Genomic DNA, 16,100 nt, shown 5'->3' on the forward strand with positions numbered 1-16,100 from the left:
GCGGTAGCAAAGGTCCCTTGCTCTCGTCAGAGGCTCGTGTAGCCGTTCGCCAGGAGATGGACCCCCATCTCCTGGTAGGCGTCCTGGTCGTCGACGGCGAGTGTGGCCAGCCCGTCGACGTAGCGGTTGAACATGCAGAACGCGGCCGCGATCAGGACCGTGTCGTGAATTTCGATATCCGTCGCGCCCTCCGCGCGGGCGGTCTCGATCAGGTCTTCGCCCACCGACTTCCCGCTCTCGCGAACGGCGAGCGCGACATGCAGGAGCGCCTTCACCTTGGCAGGCACGGGGGCGCCGTCGACGTCCTTCCACGCCGCCTCCACGACCGGCATGCCGCCTTCGAGTGCTTCGGCGGCGATGGCGGCATGGCTGCGTGAGCAGAACGTGCAGTCGTTGCCGCGCGAGACGACCGCGGCGATCAGCTCGCGTTCGCCCACGCTGAGGCTGCTCGGGCCGCGAAGCAGAACCTCGGCGAGTTGCCCGAGCGGCGCCGCCGTCTCCGGCCGGTAGGCGAACAAGGCGGTGATGCCGGGAAGGTTCTCGTCGAGCGCGATATGCGGCATGGTGACTCCTCGGCGGATCGGCAACGGTGTCGCTTGATTCATAGCCGAAACCCGGCTCATCGCGATGCCGCTGGATTGCTCAACGCGGTAGCAAAGGTCCCTTGCTCTCGTGAGTGGTAATGACGGTTAGAACCACCATTGCCACTCACGAGGCCGGTCCCCGGTCCGCTAGCGTGATCTCGCAACGCTGCTTTCGACTGGGGAGTTGGAACGATGAAACAGCGCAGATCCATCCTGTCCGTCTTCACCCTCACCCTCGCCGTGGTCCTCGGCGCCGCCCTGCTCAGCGACCTCGGCGGCAAGCCGACCGAAGCGGGCAACGCGGACTTCACCGGCACCGGCCGGGTCGTCATCCGTGACGCCTCGATGGTGCTCACGATGGACCCGAGCCTCGGCGAAGGACCGCTCGGCGCCCTCGCCGACGCCGACGTCGTGCTGGAAGGCTCCAAGATCAAGCAGGTCGGCAAGGACCTCGAAACCGGCGACGCCCGGGTCGTCGACGGCCGCGGCAAGATCGTGCTGCCCGGGTTCGTCGACCTGCACAACCACCTGTGGCAGTCGCTCATCCGCGGTTGCGCGGCCGACAAGGAACTCATCGGCTGGCTCGGCAAATGCGTCATCCCGCTGTACCGCGCGCCGGTGACCGACGCGGACGCGTACGCGGGTACCAAGCTCGCCGCCGCCGACGTCGTCTCGACCGGGATCACCACGGTCACCGAGTGGTCGCACGCGTTCAACACCGATTTCGCCAAGGGCGGCCTTCGCGCGCTCGGCGAGTCGAAACTGCGATTCCTCTACTCCTACAACGGCACCACCGATCCCGCGCTGCAGAACGAGATCCGCCGCGTGAAGCGCGAGGTCATCGACCCGAACCCGTTGGCCCGCCTGCAGATCGGCACGCATCCGTCCACCGGGAACTTCCCGAGTGTCGAGGCGTCGGAGAAACTCGCGCGCGAACTCGGCGTCCCGCTGAACGTCCACCTGCTCGAGTCGAAGGCCGACCTGACCGCGGGTCAGATGGACGCGCTCCGCCGGGCGAACGCGCTGCATCCGGGGCTGATGACGAACCACGTCATCCAGACCACCGACGCCGACCTCGACGAACTCGCGGCCGCCGGGGTCAGCGTGGCGCACAACCCGCTGTCGAACATGCGGCTCGCGTCGGGCGTGATCCGGCTGCCGGAGATGAAGAAGCGGAACATGAAGGTCGGGCTCGGCCTCGACGGCGGCACCAACGACACGAGCGACATGTTCAACGTGATGCGTGCGGCCGTCGGTCTCCAGCGGGCGACCACGGCGGATCCGGCGGTCTATCCGACCACGTCGGACGTCCTGCGCATGGCGACCCTCGGCGGCGCGGAGGCGCTCGGGATGGACAAGGAGATCGGGTCGCTGACGCCGGGCAAGCGGGCGGACCTGCAGGTGGTCGACGCCCAGGCGGTCAACTTCGCGCCGAAGGTGGACTGGGTGAACCAGCTGGTCTTCAACACCCAGCCGGTGAACGTCTCGTGGGTGTTCGTCGACGGTCGCGCTCTCAAGCGCGAAGGCCGCGTCGTCGGTCTCGACACCGCGAAGGTCGTCGCCGACGCCCAGGCCGCGGCCGACCGCATCAAGAAGCTGCTGCCCCAGTGACCCGGTAACCCATGCGTTTCGTCCTCTGGATGCGGTAGTTGCGTGCGCAAGGACCGCATCCAGAGGACGAAACGCGGGTTCAGTGCTGGAGTGGGAAACCGCCGCCGATGCCCCGCCACGCGAGGTTGGCGGTGAGGGCGACGGCCTCTTCGCGGCTCATCGACTTGTGGTGCGCCAGCCAGAATCGCGCGCTGACCTGCGAGAGACCCACGAGGCCGACGGCGAGCAGCCGCGCCTTGTCCTCGTCGAGGCCCGCGTCCGCGGTGATGGTCTCGGTGATCGCGTCGACGCTGGCCGACGTCGCCCGGTCCACCGCCTCCTGCACGGCGGGCTCGCCACGCAGGTCGGATTCGAAGACCATCCGGAACGCGCCGGCGTCACCGTTGACGAAGTCGAAGAAGGCACCGACGGTCGCCGGGACGCGCTGCTTGTTGTCCGTCGTGGAGTCGAGTGCTTCCTTGACCCGCCGCACCAGTTCGTCGACGTGACTCTCCAGCAGCGCGATGTAGAGGTCGAGCTTGCCGGGGAAGTGCTGATAGAGAACCGGCTTGCTGACCCCGGCCTCTTCGGCGATCTCGTCCATCGCGGCGGCGTGGTATCCGTTCGCGGCGAACACCCGCTGCGCGGCGGCCAGCAGCTGGGCGCGGCGTTCCGTCCTGGGCAGGCGGACGCCTCGCGCCTGCAGTCGCGCCATTTCTGTCATCGTTCCTCCAGTTCGAGGCACTCGTCTCCGCCGAGAACGCATCAGCGCAGTCGAGCGGGGCTCCGCGGGGCGGGGTCACCGCCGCGTGAAGTGAACTCGAGATTACTCGCCGGTACGGCCGGACCGCCAAGGGTCGGGCATCCTTGATGCTGTGTCTTCTTCAGTTTCCCGTGCCGCCGGTGACCGCCCGCCGTTGACCCACGTGCCGTTGTCGCGCAGGTCACTGCCGTCGCTGGACCCGGCACCGTCGCCGTGGCCCGGGGAAACAATAGGTGTCGGCGGGGTGAAATTGCACATCCGCCGGACCCCCGGCGGTCCCGAAACGGCGGTCTACGTCCACGGCCTCGGCGGCTCGTCCACGAACTGGACCGACTTGGCGGCGCTCCTGGCGCCTGAGGCGGCGGGCACCTCGATCGATTTGCCCGGTTTCGGCTACTCGGAGCCGCCGGACAAATTCACCTTCAGTCTCGACGCGCACGCCGAGATCGTCGCGAGCCACATCGAGAGCCTCGACGCCGGGCCGGTGCACCTGTTCGGCAACTCGATGGGCGGCGCGGTCGCGTTGCTCGTCGCGGCCCGCCGTCCGGAACTGGTGAAGACGCTGACGCTGATCTCGCCCGCGATGCCGGACCTCCGCCCCAGCATGAAGCGGCTGTCCGATCCGCGGATGGCTTTCGCGTACCTGCCGCTGATCGGCCCGCGGGTCCGCCGTCAGCTGGCCGCGCTCGGTCCCCGCGAACGCGCCATGCAGGTCATCAACCTGTGTTTCGCCGACCCGGCCCGGTTCGCCGAGAGCAGGCTGAACGAACTGGAGGAGGAGCACAGCGCCCGTGCCGGATTCGCCTGGGCCGCGCCCGCGCTGGCCCGCAGTACCTTCGGCATCTTCCGGACGTGGTCCGCGCGCGGTCCGGCGTCGCTGTGGGCCGTCGCGCCGACGGTCGCCACGCCGACACTGGTCGTCTGGGGGCAGCACGACCGAGTGATATCCGTCCGGCGCGCGGAACGCACCGCTCGCCTGATCCCGCACGCCCGGTTGCTCGTTCTCCCCCGAACCGGCCATGTGGCGCAGATGGAACGCCCGAATGTCGTAGCGAAGGCCGTTTTGGGGATGTGGGAATCGGTCGAATCGGGCACCTGGTAACCCATTCGGGTGAGCGGGACACGTCGCGCGCTGCGCCGGTCGCTCACAACATCACAGTTCGGTTATGGCACCCTGGTGCCCGTGGACCGGGTGAAGCAAGGCGCGCAGGGCGAAGGTCGGCGGTCTCAGTACTCCGCATCCGCCCGTCGTTCGGCGCGCCCGCAGCCCCGGGATCCCGACGTTCCGCGCACCGGCCAGTACCGGCCCTCGCCGCCGCCGTCGCAGCGGCTGGACGAAGACCGCTACCGCCCCGGCGCCCGCCGGACCAGCGCCCAGCCGCTCAGCGCGTCCTGGAAGCCGCACGAGTCCGGTGCCGCCCGTCCCCAGAGCGCCAAGCGCCAGGGTGGGAGTGGCATCGGCCGCTTCGCCAAGACCTACGGCTGGCGCGTGTACGCGCTGCCGATCCTCGTGGTGATCACCGCGCTGGTCGTGTTCAACACCGCCACCGGCCCGCCCGAGCCGATCGCCTCCGACGGGACGAGCCTGGCCTCGGCGGACGGCTCCGACGGTTCCGCCGGCAACGGTGGCGAGCCGGGGGCGGGGGTCGACGGGGGTGGCGACGTCCTCCCGGAGAACCCGGCCAAACCGGTCGATCTCAAGATCCCGACCGCGGACCTGCCCAAGGGCGGCGACTTCACCGAGTCCGGCAAGGGCACCTATCACGTGGTGCCGGGTTCCGGGCCGAAGGTGGGAACGGGTCAGCTGTTCACCTACACGATCGAAGTCGAGGACGGCATCGATCCGGTCAGCTACGCCGGTGACGACAGCTTCGCCACGATGGTGGAGGGCACCCTGTCCAACCCCAAGAGCTGGACGTGGGACGGCAAGAAGGCGCTCCAGCGCGTCGACGCCAGTTTCCCGAACCCCAGCTTCCGGGTGAGTCTCACCACACCGAACACGACGCATCGCGCGGACGTCTGCATGTTCCAGATCACCTACGAGACGTCCTGCTACCGCTCCAGCTTCGACAAGCGCGTGGTGATCAACCTCGCCCGCTGGGTGCGGGGGGCGCTCGCCTTCGAAAGCGACATGACCGGGTATCGCCAGTACGCCATCAATCACGAGGTCGGGCATGCCCTGGGCGGAAAGCACGTGGGCTGCCAGGTCAACGGCGGGATCGCGCCGGTGATGATGCAGCAGACGTTCGGCGTATCCAACGACTTCGTGGCGCAGCTGAACAATCTTCCCGGCGGTGACCGCGGGAGGGTGCCCGCGGACGGCAAGGTCTGCAAGCCCGGCTCCTGGCCGAATCAGACCCCTTAGCCAAGTCCTCCCAGCTGCTGGGATTTCCCAGGATCTGAAACACGGGAAGTCGTTTCCGCCTTCCTCTGTTGTAGATACTGGGATGCGACCCGCGATCCACGCGAGATGGAGGACCCGATGTCAGGCACGCTGCCGCCGCTCGTCGAGCCGGCCGCCGAGCTCACCAAGGAAGAGGTGGCCCGGTACAGCCGTCACCTGATCATCCCGGACGTCGGGGTGACCGGGCAGAAGCGGTTGAAGAACGCCAAGGTGCTGGTCATCGGCGCCGGTGGCCTCGGCAGCCCGGCGCTGCTGTACCTGGCCGCGGCCGGGGTCGGCACGCTCGGCATCGTCGACTTCGACGAGGTCGACGAATCGAATCTGCACCGTCAGGTCATTCACGGCCAGTCCGACATCGGCAAGCTCAAGGCCGCGTCGGCGCAGGAGTCGATCGCCGAGATCAACCCGTTCGTCAAGGTGCACCTGCACACCGACCGGCTGGAGTCGTCGAACGCGCTCGAACTGTTCGAGCAGTACGACCTGATCCTCGACGGCACCGACAACTTCGCGACCCGGTACCTGGTCAACGACGCCGCCGTGCTCACCGGCAAGCCCTACGTGTGGGGCTCGATCTACCGGTTCGAGGGCCAGGCGAGCGTCTTCTGGGAGGACGCGCCGAACGGCAAGGGCCTCAACTACCGCGACCTCTACCCCGAGCCGCCGCCGCCCGGCATGGTCCCGTCGTGCGCCGAGGGCGGCGTGCTGGGCGTGCTGTGCGCGTCGATCGGCTCGATCATGGTCAACGAGGCGATCAAGCTGATCACCGGTATCGGTGAGCCGCTGCTGGGCAGGCTCGTCAGCTACGACGCGCTGGAGATGAAGTACCGCGAGGTCAAGATCCGCAAGGATCCGGAGACCCCGAAGATCACCGGGCTCATCGACTACGAAGCGTTCTGTGGCGTTGTGTCGGACGAAGCCGCTTCGGCCGCTTCGGGGCACACGATCACTCCGGCGGAACTCAAGGCCAAGTTCGACAACGGCGACAACTTCGCCCTCATCGACGTCCGCGAGCCGCACGAGTACGAGATCGTGAACATCAAGGGTGCGACGCTCATCCCGAAGGACAAGATCCTCTCGGGCGAGGCGCTGTCGGAACTGCCGCAGGACAAGCCGATCGTGCTGCACTGCAAGTCGGGCGCGCGTTCGGCGGAGGCGCTGGCGGCGCTGCACAAGGCCGGGTTCAAGGACGCGACCCACCTCGGTGGCGGCGTGCTGGCCTGGGCGCGGCAGATCGACCAGAGCCTGCCGACCTACTGAACATCCGGCCCCGCTGACCTGCGGAAAGGGAGCAAGGGACCTTTGCTCTCGCCTGCTTGGCCTGCCTGAGCAAGCGAGAGCAAAGGTCCCTTGCTCTCCCCGCGGGTCAGCGGCCGAAGCCGATCGACCCGCCGCCGAAGATCGATCGCACGAACCTCGCGTACTCCGCGGGTACGTCCGTGCGGTGCCCGCTCTTCGCCTTGGGCAGGGCGGCGATGATCTCGGCGTCGGTCAGCGGATGCGTCTTGGCGGCCAGCTCCCGGAGTTCGTCGGGTTTCCAGTTGTGGTTGCCCGCGACGTGCAGCGAGACCGCTCCGCGTCGCTGGATGAACTCGATCCTCTCGGTGTTCTTACGCAGAAACTCGCCTTCGCCGACCTGAGTGCACGTCGCGTTGTCGAGCCGCCAGTCGGTCTTCACCGACGTCTCGCAGCTTTCGACGGCGTCGGTCACGAAGGTCCATACGGGCGAGACCCACAGTTGCGGGGCGTATTCGACGATCAGCGAGCCGGAGTCTTCGGTCGCCTTGACCGGCAGACGTTGTGAGCCGAGGTCGGCCGCGAGCGTGCGTTCGTGCGGGACGCCTGCCGAGGCCAGCCGCCGGGCGGGGGTGTCTTCGGGCAGCGCGGCGGGACCGGCGATGCCGCCGGCCACCAGTGCCACGCCGAGGACTCCGGCGACGGCCCGCACCCGCCAGTCACTCACGAACAGGCCCGCGGCGAGCGCCACCGGCAGCCCGAGGAACGGGATCGCCACCCACTCGACGGGATCGAAGGCTTCCGCCACCTCCACCACGAAGATCGCGCCGAGGACGCCGGAGATCCCGACGACGAACGCCCACCCCAGCCTCGGCCATGGGCGCACCGTCAGGGGAGAGACGGTCCGTGCGGTGTAACCGGCCAGGTACGCCGTCCCGACCGACAGAATCGGGACGGGCAACGCCAGCCAGGGAACGTGCAGGAACGCGGCGAGCACGACGAGCCAGCCGACGGTGATGGCGCCGAGCGTGCCCACGAGCCACAGCGACACGAGCTGGAGGGCGATGACCTGCCCATCGGTGAACCGGCCTTGGGCCGTTCGGGGGACCATGGCCGAAGAATGGCAGGTCAGAGTGATGTTGTCTTGAGTATCGCTACTCAGGTGATCAGCGCGTCTTCTCGTTCGTGGCGCGGAAGACGGGGTAACGTCCCGTGCCGTGCGTGCGACCCTCGAAAGCCCTCCGGATCACGTCTGTACGGCGTTCGGCGGACGTATCGGTGAGGCGGAACCGCTGCCCGGCACCACTGCCTGGCGCTACGGCGACCTCGTCCTGAAGCCGGTCGTGGACAAGTCGCGGACGCTGTGGACGGCCCGCGCGCTGGAAGCCGTCGACGAGCCGGGCCTGCGGGTCGCGAAGCCGGTCCGGTCCAGTGATGGCCGGTGGGTGGTCGGCGGCTGGTCGGCGAACCGGTTCGTGTCCGGTACCGCCGAGCACCGGTACGACGAGGTCGTGCACGCGGCGGTCAAACTGCACCGGGCGACGGCAGGGCTGCCGCGGCCGGATTTCCTGGGGCGCCGCACCGATATCGAGGCCTTGGCCGACAAACTCGCCTGGGGCGAAGCGGACATGTCCCTCGACGAGAACAAGGGCGGCCGCTGGTTCGAGGTGCTCGCCGGCTCCCGAAGACCGGTCAAACTGCCGGATCAGGTCGTCCACGGCGAACTGCTCGCCGGTGTGCTGTTCGACGGCGACGAGGCCCCCGGGATCGTCGACTTCGTTCCGTACTACAGGCCCGGTGAATGGGGTGCCGCGGTCGTCGCGGTCGACGCGCTCGCCTGGGGCGGCGCCACCATCGAACTCCTCGAACGCTGGGCGCATCTCCCGCAATGGCCCCAGCTTCTCCTGCGGGCCGTCCTCTTCCGCCTCGCCGCCAACGCACTCGACCCGCGGTCGACGCGAGCGGCGCACGACGGCCTCCGCGCCGCGGCACGCGATGTGAGCGCCGTGTTGTAAGGCCGTGAAGGCCTCCTTCCCTACCCTCAGAGTCAGGGTCCCGGCAAAGTCGCAGAGCTGCTGGTCGGCGCTGCTCTTGATGGTCCGGATGTGACATCACTGGTGCCCGCGAGGTTCGAGTGTGGAGAATTTGGGACGTTGAACGTCCCAAATCCTCCACACTCGGGGGTGTGCCGGGCTCCGGGGCATGTCCCTGATCCTCTGTTGAGCAAGGTTCGCAACCGGTGCGAGCCCGGCGTTCATGAAGGAATTGGGACACTCAACGTCCCAATTCCTTCATAGGCGGCCTGCGCCATGACAAGAGGTCCCTACCCTCAGAGTAGGGAAGGAGGCATTCACGGACCGGCCTATTCGGTCCGCAGGCTTTCCAGTCGCGCGGCCGAGCGCACCGCCGGGAACGCCGACGCGGTCACCACGAGGACCACCGCGACCGCCGCCCCGGCGAGCGCCCCCACCCCAGCCCAGTCCACGACCAGCGGATTCGTGAGCAGCCTGGTCGCCAGCGCGGCGATGCCGACCCCGGTCACGATCGCGACCACGATCCCGAGCAGCAGCGGGATCCCGTTCTGCCACAACAAGGATCGCATCACGACGCGGACGGGCACGCCGGTCGCGGCCAGTGCCCCGATGGCGCGGCGCCGCTCCCGCACCTGTTCCTGGGCGAGCACCAGGAGGCTCACCCCGGCGAGCAGAAGGATCAGCAGCGCCCCGGCGAACAGGCCATCGCGGACGTCGGTGAACATCCGGGCCTCGTCCGTCAGCTTCTTCCCGTCGACGGTGGTCACCTGCGCGCGCCAGGCGAACGGGGCGACGGCGTTGCGGACCCGTTCGACGAAGTCCGGATCCGCGGACGACGGCCGCAGGGTCCCGGCGGCTCCGGCCTCGGTCAGATCGACACCCGCCACCGCGGCGGGGGTCACCAGGAGCTGGGCGCCCGAATAGAAGGCCGTCTCACCCGGTTTGTACGCCACCGGCCGCGGATCGGCCGGAAGCGTCCAGCGGTGCTCCCGTTTCGCGTCGTCGGCCAAGGTCACCGTCTGTCCACTGTGGAATTTGACGCCCCGCTCGTCGGGGAAGGTGAAGACATCGCCGTCGGTGCACGCCGTCGTCTCCGTCATGGTCTTGATGGTGGCGCAGTCGGCGACGCCCGCGATGACCCCGGAATCCGTGACGAGCAGCGTCCGGAGTGACCGGACGTCCCGCGCGCCGGGGACCTCCCGTACCGCGGTCATCGCCTTCTCCGCGGGGGATCCGTAAGCGGTGACGTAAACCCTGTCGCCTTGCGACGCGTGCCATGGCGCGGGAAGCGAGACGTAGAAGGCCGCCTGTCCGGCCAGCAGGGACTGCAGGGCGATCGCCCCGGCCACGACGACGCAGAGACCGGCGACGACGCGGGAAGGGGTCCCGCTGTCGGTCTGCAGCCGCCGGATCGCGAGCTGGAACGCGGGCGGCCCGCCCCGGATCCGCGCCACCGCGCGGTCGAGGAGCCACGGCAGCAGGGCCGGGACGCCGATCAGCACCAGCAACGCGCCCGCCATCATCGCGGTACGGGCGAGTTCGCTGCCGATGGCGTACTCCGGCACCAGCAGGGCGACACCCGCGACGACGAGCAGAAGCCGCCACCACAGCCGCCGCCGGACCGGCGAGGTCTCGCGGGCGGCGCCGAGCGGGTCGATGATCGTGCGGCGCTGCGCGGCCAGCGTCGCCACCACGGTCAGCGCCGGGACGACCAGCGCGATCAGGACCACCAGCGGCCACGACGGTGTCAGGTCGGCGGGAAAGAGGCCGAAGCGGAACACCTGCAGGTCCGCGACCTGCCCGCGCAGGAGCAGGAACAGCCCGGCCCCGGCGAGCAGCCCGGTGGCCGCGCTCACCAGCGTTTCGGCGACGGCCACCCGGCGGACCTGCCCGGCGGTCGCGCCCGCCAGCCGGAGCGCGGCGAGGCGCCGGTCCCGTTCCGCGCCACCCACCCGTGAACTCGTGCCGATGAAGATGAACACCGGCGCGAGCAGCGCGATGATCCCGATCAACAGCACCACGAGCACGCCGGCGGGCAGCGGCTCGACCGGTTGAGGGCCACCGAAGGCGTAGATGGGAATTCCCGGCAACGACCCGTCCACCCCGAGATAGGCGGTCAGGTCCCGCGGGTTCTGCAGCCCCTCCGCCTTGATGAGCCCGGCCGGTTCGCCGTCGAACCGCGGCCGCAGGAGTTCGCCCGCGTCCGAGGCGAGCAGTTCCTTCAGGCGCGGCGAAACGACGACCTCGCCCGGCGCGGGAATCCGGTCCAGCCCCGGCGGCACCGGCGAGTCCGGCCCGGTCGCGTGCACGTACCTGAGCCCGATCGGCTCGCCGCGGAACTCGGTCGTCCGCTCGGTGAAGGTCAACGGGGCGGCGCCGGACTTCGCCTGAAAGTCCGCGGAAGCCGCGATCTCGCGGTGCTGCCTGCTTTCGTAGGCGTTCCCCGCCGACGCGGCGACCAGCAGGATCGCCACCGCCAGCCCGATCCCGACGGTGCCGAGCACCAGCCTGACGAGCGAGCCCCGGCCGCCCCCGACGGCCAGCCGGAACCCCAGCATCAGGTCTTCCCGGGCGCTCATCGGGTCACCGCCGGTTCGCGTGTCCGGCCGTCCCGCACGATGACCTCCCGATCGGAATACGCGGCCACCCGCGGTTCATGGGTGACCAGGACGACCGCGGCGTTCGTCTGTTTCGCGGTCTCCGAAAGCAGCCGCATCAGCAGTTCGCCGCCGAGCGAGTCCAGGGCGCCCGTCGGCTCGTCGGCGAAGATCACCGACGGTTCGGTGATCAGCGCCCTGGCCATGGCGACCCGCTGGCTCTGCCCGCCCGAGACCCGGCCGGGTGTGTTGCCCGCGACGTCGCCGACCTCCAGCCTGTCGAGCCAGGTCCGCGCGAGCCGTTCCGCGGGACGGCGTTTCGTCCCGCCGAGCCGCAGCGGCAGCGCGACGTTCTCCAGGCAGGTCAGTTCGGGGACGAGCTGGCCGAACTGGAAGACGAAACCGAATTCCGTCCGCCGCAGGGCGCTGCGTTCGGCGTCGGACATCGCCGACAGCGCGCGGCCGCGGAACAGGACCGACCCCTCATCCGGGCGGACGATGCCGGACAGGCAGTGCAGCAGGGTCGATTTCCCGGAGCCCGACGGCCCCATGACGGCCACGATCTCGCCGGGGTCGAGCGCGAGCCCCGCCCCGGCCAGCGCCTGGTCAGGGCCGAAAGCCTTGTACAGGCCCGAGCCTTGTAACAACGATGTTTCCACTGTGGGTCCCCCGGATTGTGAGCGGCTCAGCGCCCGAGCTGACGCGCGAGATCGTCGAGCCGGGCGGCGGTGAGTTCCAGCCACCGCAGATCCGCTTCGAGATGGAACAGCGCGTGATCGCAGATGAGCTGGTCGGCGAGGTCGCCGGTGGTCTTGCGGGCGGTGAGCTCACGCATCGTGCGGAGGTGGGAGCCGCGCTGGGCGTCGAGCAGGTCCTGGGCGCCGCGGCCGGACATCAGCGCGAGCACGACCTTGGTGTAGAGCGTGTTCTGCAGGTAGACGGAGGGATTTTCCGGACTTTTCAGCCATTCTTCGACGTTGGTGACGCCGGCTTCGGTGATGGCGTACCGCTTCCGGTCCGGTCCGCCGCCCGCTTCGACGCCGTTCTCTTCGACCAGGCCGTTCTTCAGGAGCCGGTTCAACGTCGAGTAGACCTGCCCGTAGTGCAGTGGGCGGTCTTGGCGGAACTGTTTGTCGTAGAGCTGCTTGAGGTCGTAGCCGTGCTTCGGGCCGGCTTCGAGCAGGCCGAGCAGGGTGTTCCCGATGGACATGCGGTGACTATACACAGGGTGTATACGCACGGTCTATACATCGAGTGCATAGCCCTCGACCTGGCGACGTGACCTCACGGTGTGACCTTCGCCGTCGGCAGGCAATGTCAAACGCCTGAAACATTCAGGAGTTTTCAGGTAACACGGCCTACCTACCTTCAAGCGCAATCGACGCCTTAGGAGGTGCCCGTGCCGCTCGCCGCCCCCACCACGACCGCGGTGGACACGCACTGCCCGTACTGCGCCCTGCAGTGCGGGATGAGCCTCGACGGCGCCCGCGTCGCCCCGCGCGACTTCCCGGTCAACGCCGGTGGTCTGTGCCAGAAGGGCTGGACGTCGGGGGAGCTCCTCACCTCGCCTTCCCGGCTGACGGCCCCGCTGATCAGGGTCGACGGCGAACTCCGGTCCGCGAGCTGGGAGCAGGCGCTCGACCTCGTCGCGCGACGGCTCACCGAGATCCGCGCGGCCAAGGGAGCCGATTCGGTCGCCGTCTTCGGCGGCGGCGGGCTCACCAACGAAAAGGCGTACCTGCTGGGGAAGTTCGCGCGTATCGCGCTGGGCACCTCGCAGATCGACTACAACGGCCGGTTCTGCATGTCCTCGGCCGCGGCCGCCGGGATCAAGGCGTTCGGTGCCGACCGCGGGATGCCGTTCCCGGTCACGGATCTCGCCGACGCCGACGCCGTCCTGCTCATCGGCGCGAACCCGGCGGAGACGATGCCGCCGTTCACCCAGCATCTGCGCGGCGCGGATCTGATCGTCGTCGACCCGCGCCGTACCGCGACCGCCGAACTGGCCGGACTCCACCTCGCCCCCGCGCCGGGTACCGATCTCGCTCTCGCACAAGGAATCCTGCACGCCGTCGTCGCCGACGGCCTGCTGGACCAGTCCTATGTGGACGCGCGGACCAACGGCTTCGAGGAGCTGTGGCGTTCGGTCGCGGCCTGGTGGCCGGAGCGGGTCGAGCAGATCACCGGCGTCTCGGCCGCCGACCAGCGCAGGGTCGCCGCCAAACTCGCCGCCGCCCGCAACGCCTACATCCTCACCGCGCGCGGCACCGAACAGCACGCCAACGGCACCGCGATGGTGAACGCGTGGATCAACCTCGCGCTCGCGCTCGGCCTTCCCGGCCGCGCGGGTTCCGGCTTCGGCTGCCTGACCGGCCAGGGCAACGGGCAGGGCGGGCGCGAACACGGCCAGAAGGCCGACCAGCTGCCCGGTTACCGCAAGATCGACGACCCCGCCGCGCGCGAGTACGTCGCCGGGGTCTGGGGTGTGCCGCCGGAATCCCTGCCGGGGCCGGGCCGGTCGGCCGTCGAACTGCTGGAAGCGCTCGGCACCGAAGACGGACCGAGCGCGCTGATGGTGTTCGGCAGCAACGTCGTCGTCTCGGCGCCCGGCGCCGGGCGCGTGCAGGACAAGGTGTCCTCTTTGGACTTCCTGGTCGTCTCGGATCTCGTGCTGTCGGAGACCGCGGCGATGGCCGACGTCGTCCTGCCGGTCACCCAGTGGGCCGAAGAGGACGGCACGATGACCAACCTCGAAGGCCGGATCCTGTTGCGGCGCAAGGCGATCGACCCGCCGTCCGGAGCGAGGACCGATCTCTACGTGCTTTCGGAACTGGCTCGGCGCCTCGGCCAGCCCGACGGTCGGTTCCCGTCCGACGCCGAAACCGTCTTCACCGAACTCCGCCGGGCGTCCAAGGGCGGCGTCGCCGACTACTCCGGCATCACCTACGACCGGCTCCGTGACGGCGAGGCCCTGTACTGGCCCGTTCCGGCGGAAACGCATCCCGGCACGCCGCGGATGTTCCTCGACTCCTTCGCCCATCCGGACGGCCGCGCGCGGTTCGTGCCGGTGGACCACGTCGGCCCGGCCGAGGTGCCCGACGACGAATTCCCCTTGCAGGCCACCACGGGCCGGGTCCTGCAGCACTACCAGTCCGGGGCGCAGACCCGGCTGGTCAAGGAGCTGAACGACGTCGTAGCGGAGGCCTTCGTGGAAGTTCATCCGGACACCGCCGCCCGCGCGGGACTGGCCGAGGGCGATCTCGCGATCGTGCGGTCGCGGCGCGGGGAGACCCACGCCCGGATCCGCTGCGTGCCTTCGCTGCGCCCGGATCTGGTGTTCCTGCCGTTCCACTTCCCCGGCGAGGGCCGGGCGAACCTGCTGACCAACCCGGCGCTCGACCCGACCAGCCGGATGCCCGAGTTCAAGGTGTGCGCGGTCGCGCTCGCCCCGGCCGAGGCCGCCGCGTGAGCCCCCGGTCGGTGGTCATCGCCGGATACGGCATGGCGGGCGCGCGGCTGGCGGACGACATCCGCCGCCGCGATCCCGACGGCGAACGCGTCCGGCTCACCGTCGTCGGCGCGGAGACGCACGCCGCCTACAACCGGGTGCTGCTCTCGTCGGTGGTCGCCGGCACGATGCGGCCCGAGGTCGTCCGGCTCCACGACGACGACTGGCCGTCCCGCACCGGCGCCGATCTGCGCCGCGGGGTCGCCGCGACGTCGATCGACCGCGCGGCGCGGCGGGTGCACCTCGACGACGGGTCCACTGTGGACTACGACGCGCTCGTGCTCGCCACCGGTGCCAATCCGTGGATGCCGCCGGTCGAGGGGCTCGAACCCGGCCCGGATGTCGTCGCGTTCCGCACGCTCGACGACTGCGCCCGCATCCTCGACGCCGCCAAACTGGGCGCCCCGGTCGCCGTCCTCGGCGGCGGCCTGCTCGGTCTGGAAGCGGCGCGCGGCCTCGCGGGGCGCGGGAACCTCGTCACCGTCGTGCATCCGATGCCGCACATCATGGAACGGCAGCTGGACGCGGAAGCCGCGCGGGTGCTGACCAGGAAACTCGAAGAACTCGGCGTCGGGTTCCGGCTCGGCGTCGGGGCGGCGCGCTATGTCAGCGGCGACGGGCTCAAGCTCGACGACGGCACGCACGTCCCCGCGGACCTCATCGTCGTCTCGACCGGGGTCCGGCCCGAGACGAAACTGGCCGTGGACGCCGGATTGACCGTCGAGGGCGGCATCGTCGTCGACGATCTGCTGCGCACCAGCGACGGCCGGATCCACGCGATCGGTGACTGCGCCAAGCACCCCGGCGCGTTCGGCGGGCTCGTGCAGCCCGCGTGGGAACAGGCCGCGGTCGTCGCGGATCTGGTCACCGGCACGAAATCCGCGTCGCGTTACCGCGGCACGCAGCCCGTGACCCGGCTCAAGGCGCGCGGGATCGACCTCACCGCCCTCGGCGAGACGATGACCGGCGCCGACGATCCGACCGCCGAAGTGCTCACCTTCAGCGACCCGGCGGGCTGCCGTTACGGCAAGCTCGTCCTCCGCGAGAACCGGGTGGCGGGCGCGATCCTGCTCGGCCTGCCCGACGCGGCCGCGTCGATCACCCAGATGTACGACCGGGGCACTCCGGTGCCCGAAGACCGGCTCGCCGTCCTTTTGGGACGCGCGTTGCCCGCCGGGGCGCCGTCGGCGTCGAGCCCGGCCGATCTGCCCGCGTCGGCGGTCATCTGCCGCTGCAACGCGGTGACCAAGGGGCGGCTCGTCGAGGCTTGGCGCGCCGGCGCCACCGACGTCCCCGCCCTCGCCGGAGCGACCCGCGCGACGACCGGCTGCGGCGGCTGCAAGGACGCCGTCAGCGGGGTCGCGAGATGGCTGGCCGCGCAGTGATCC

The 16,100-nt window shown here is 69.7% G+C and carries 13 protein-coding genes; 7 read left to right on the forward strand and 6 right to left on the reverse strand.

What is annotated here, in order from left to right:
• Positions 1–26 precede the first annotated feature (26 nt).
• On the reverse strand, positions 27–563 hold the full coding sequence (locus tag L324_RS30250) for a carboxymuconolactone decarboxylase family protein (RefSeq protein WP_037316395.1): 537 nt from the start codon (positions 561–563) through the stop codon (positions 27–29).
• A gap of 213 nt (positions 564–776) precedes the next feature.
• Between L324_RS30250 and L324_RS30255 the strand changes: the two genes are divergently transcribed.
• Positions 777–2,195, forward strand: a complete 1,419-nt coding sequence (locus L324_RS30255; protein WP_037316397.1) for an amidohydrolase family protein — start codon at positions 777–779, stop codon at positions 2,193–2,195.
• Positions 2,196–2,274: 79 nt separating this feature from the next.
• Here L324_RS30255 and L324_RS30260 read toward each other — a convergent pair whose 3' ends face one another.
• A complete protein-coding gene (locus L324_RS30260; protein WP_037316399.1) occupies positions 2,275–2,898 on the reverse strand; it encodes a TetR/AcrR family transcriptional regulator in 624 nt (207 codons plus the stop codon).
• Positions 2,899–3,181: 283 nt separating this feature from the next.
• On the opposite strand from L324_RS30260, the gene L324_RS30265 reads away from it, so the two are divergent.
• From L324_RS30265 to moeZ, 3 genes are all read left to right on the forward strand, one after another.
• Positions 3,182–4,039 carry an alpha/beta fold hydrolase gene (locus L324_RS30265; RefSeq protein WP_037316401.1) on the forward strand — a complete coding sequence of 286 codons (858 nt, stop codon included), beginning with the start codon at positions 3,182–3,184 and terminating at the stop codon, positions 4,037–4,039.
• Between the two features lie 81 nt (positions 4,040–4,120).
• A complete protein-coding gene (locus L324_RS30270; protein ID WP_037316403.1) occupies positions 4,121–5,302 on the forward strand; it encodes a DUF3152 domain-containing protein in 1,182 nt (393 codons plus the stop codon).
• Positions 5,303–5,419: 117 nt separating this feature from the next.
• Complete coding sequence (gene moeZ, locus L324_RS30275; RefSeq protein ID WP_037316677.1) at positions 5,420–6,598, forward strand: adenylyltransferase/sulfurtransferase MoeZ; 1,179 nt, start codon at positions 5,420–5,422, stop codon at positions 6,596–6,598.
• A 106-nt stretch (positions 6,599–6,704) separates the two neighbouring features.
• Here the strand turns inward: moeZ and L324_RS30280 are convergent, their stop codons facing one another.
• Positions 6,705–7,685, reverse strand: a complete 981-nt coding sequence (locus L324_RS30280; RefSeq protein WP_037316405.1) for a hypothetical protein — start codon at positions 7,683–7,685, stop codon at positions 6,705–6,707.
• Positions 7,686–7,791: 106 nt separating this feature from the next.
• Between L324_RS30280 and L324_RS30285 the strand changes: the two genes are divergently transcribed.
• Positions 7,792–8,589: a TIGR02569 family protein gene (locus tag L324_RS30285; RefSeq protein WP_037316407.1), complete on the forward strand. Its 798-nt coding sequence runs from the start codon at positions 7,792–7,794 to the stop codon at positions 8,587–8,589.
• A gap of 347 nt (positions 8,590–8,936) precedes the next feature.
• Here L324_RS30285 and L324_RS30290 read toward each other — a convergent pair whose 3' ends face one another.
• The 3 genes from L324_RS30290 to L324_RS30300 are packed head-to-tail and all read right to left on the reverse strand — an operon-like array spanning position 8,937 to position 12,414.
• On the reverse strand, positions 8,937–11,186 hold the full coding sequence (locus tag L324_RS30290; protein ID WP_037316409.1) for an FtsX-like permease family protein: 2,250 nt from the start codon (positions 11,184–11,186) through the stop codon (positions 8,937–8,939).
• Complete coding sequence (locus tag L324_RS30295; protein ID WP_037316411.1) at positions 11,183–11,863, reverse strand: ABC transporter ATP-binding protein; 681 nt, start codon at positions 11,861–11,863, stop codon at positions 11,183–11,185. Before L324_RS30295 ends, L324_RS30290 begins: the two co-directional genes overlap by 4 nt.
• A 26-nt stretch (positions 11,864–11,889) precedes the next feature.
• Positions 11,890–12,414, reverse strand: a complete 525-nt coding sequence (locus L324_RS30300; RefSeq protein ID WP_037316413.1) for a PadR family transcriptional regulator — start codon at positions 12,412–12,414, stop codon at positions 11,890–11,892.
• A 189-nt stretch (positions 12,415–12,603) separates the two neighbouring features.
• On the opposite strand from L324_RS30300, the gene L324_RS30305 reads away from it, so the two are divergent.
• Both L324_RS30305 and L324_RS30310 read left to right on the forward strand, forming a co-directional pair.
• Positions 12,604–14,673: a molybdopterin oxidoreductase family protein gene (locus tag L324_RS30305; protein ID WP_037316415.1), complete on the forward strand. Its 2,070-nt coding sequence runs from the start codon at positions 12,604–12,606 to the stop codon at positions 14,671–14,673.
• On the forward strand, positions 14,670–16,097 hold the full coding sequence (locus L324_RS30310) for an FAD-dependent oxidoreductase (protein WP_037316417.1): 1,428 nt from the start codon (positions 14,670–14,672) through the stop codon (positions 16,095–16,097). The genes L324_RS30305 and L324_RS30310 overlap by 4 nt, the downstream gene beginning before the upstream one ends.
• Positions 16,098–16,100 lie beyond the last annotated feature (3 nt).

Origin of the sequence: Amycolatopsis orientalis DSM 40040 = KCTC 9412 (assembly GCF_000478275.1) — a bacterium.
In the GTDB taxonomy this organism is placed as follows: Bacteria; Actinomycetota; Actinomycetes; order Mycobacteriales; family Pseudonocardiaceae; genus Amycolatopsis; species Amycolatopsis orientalis.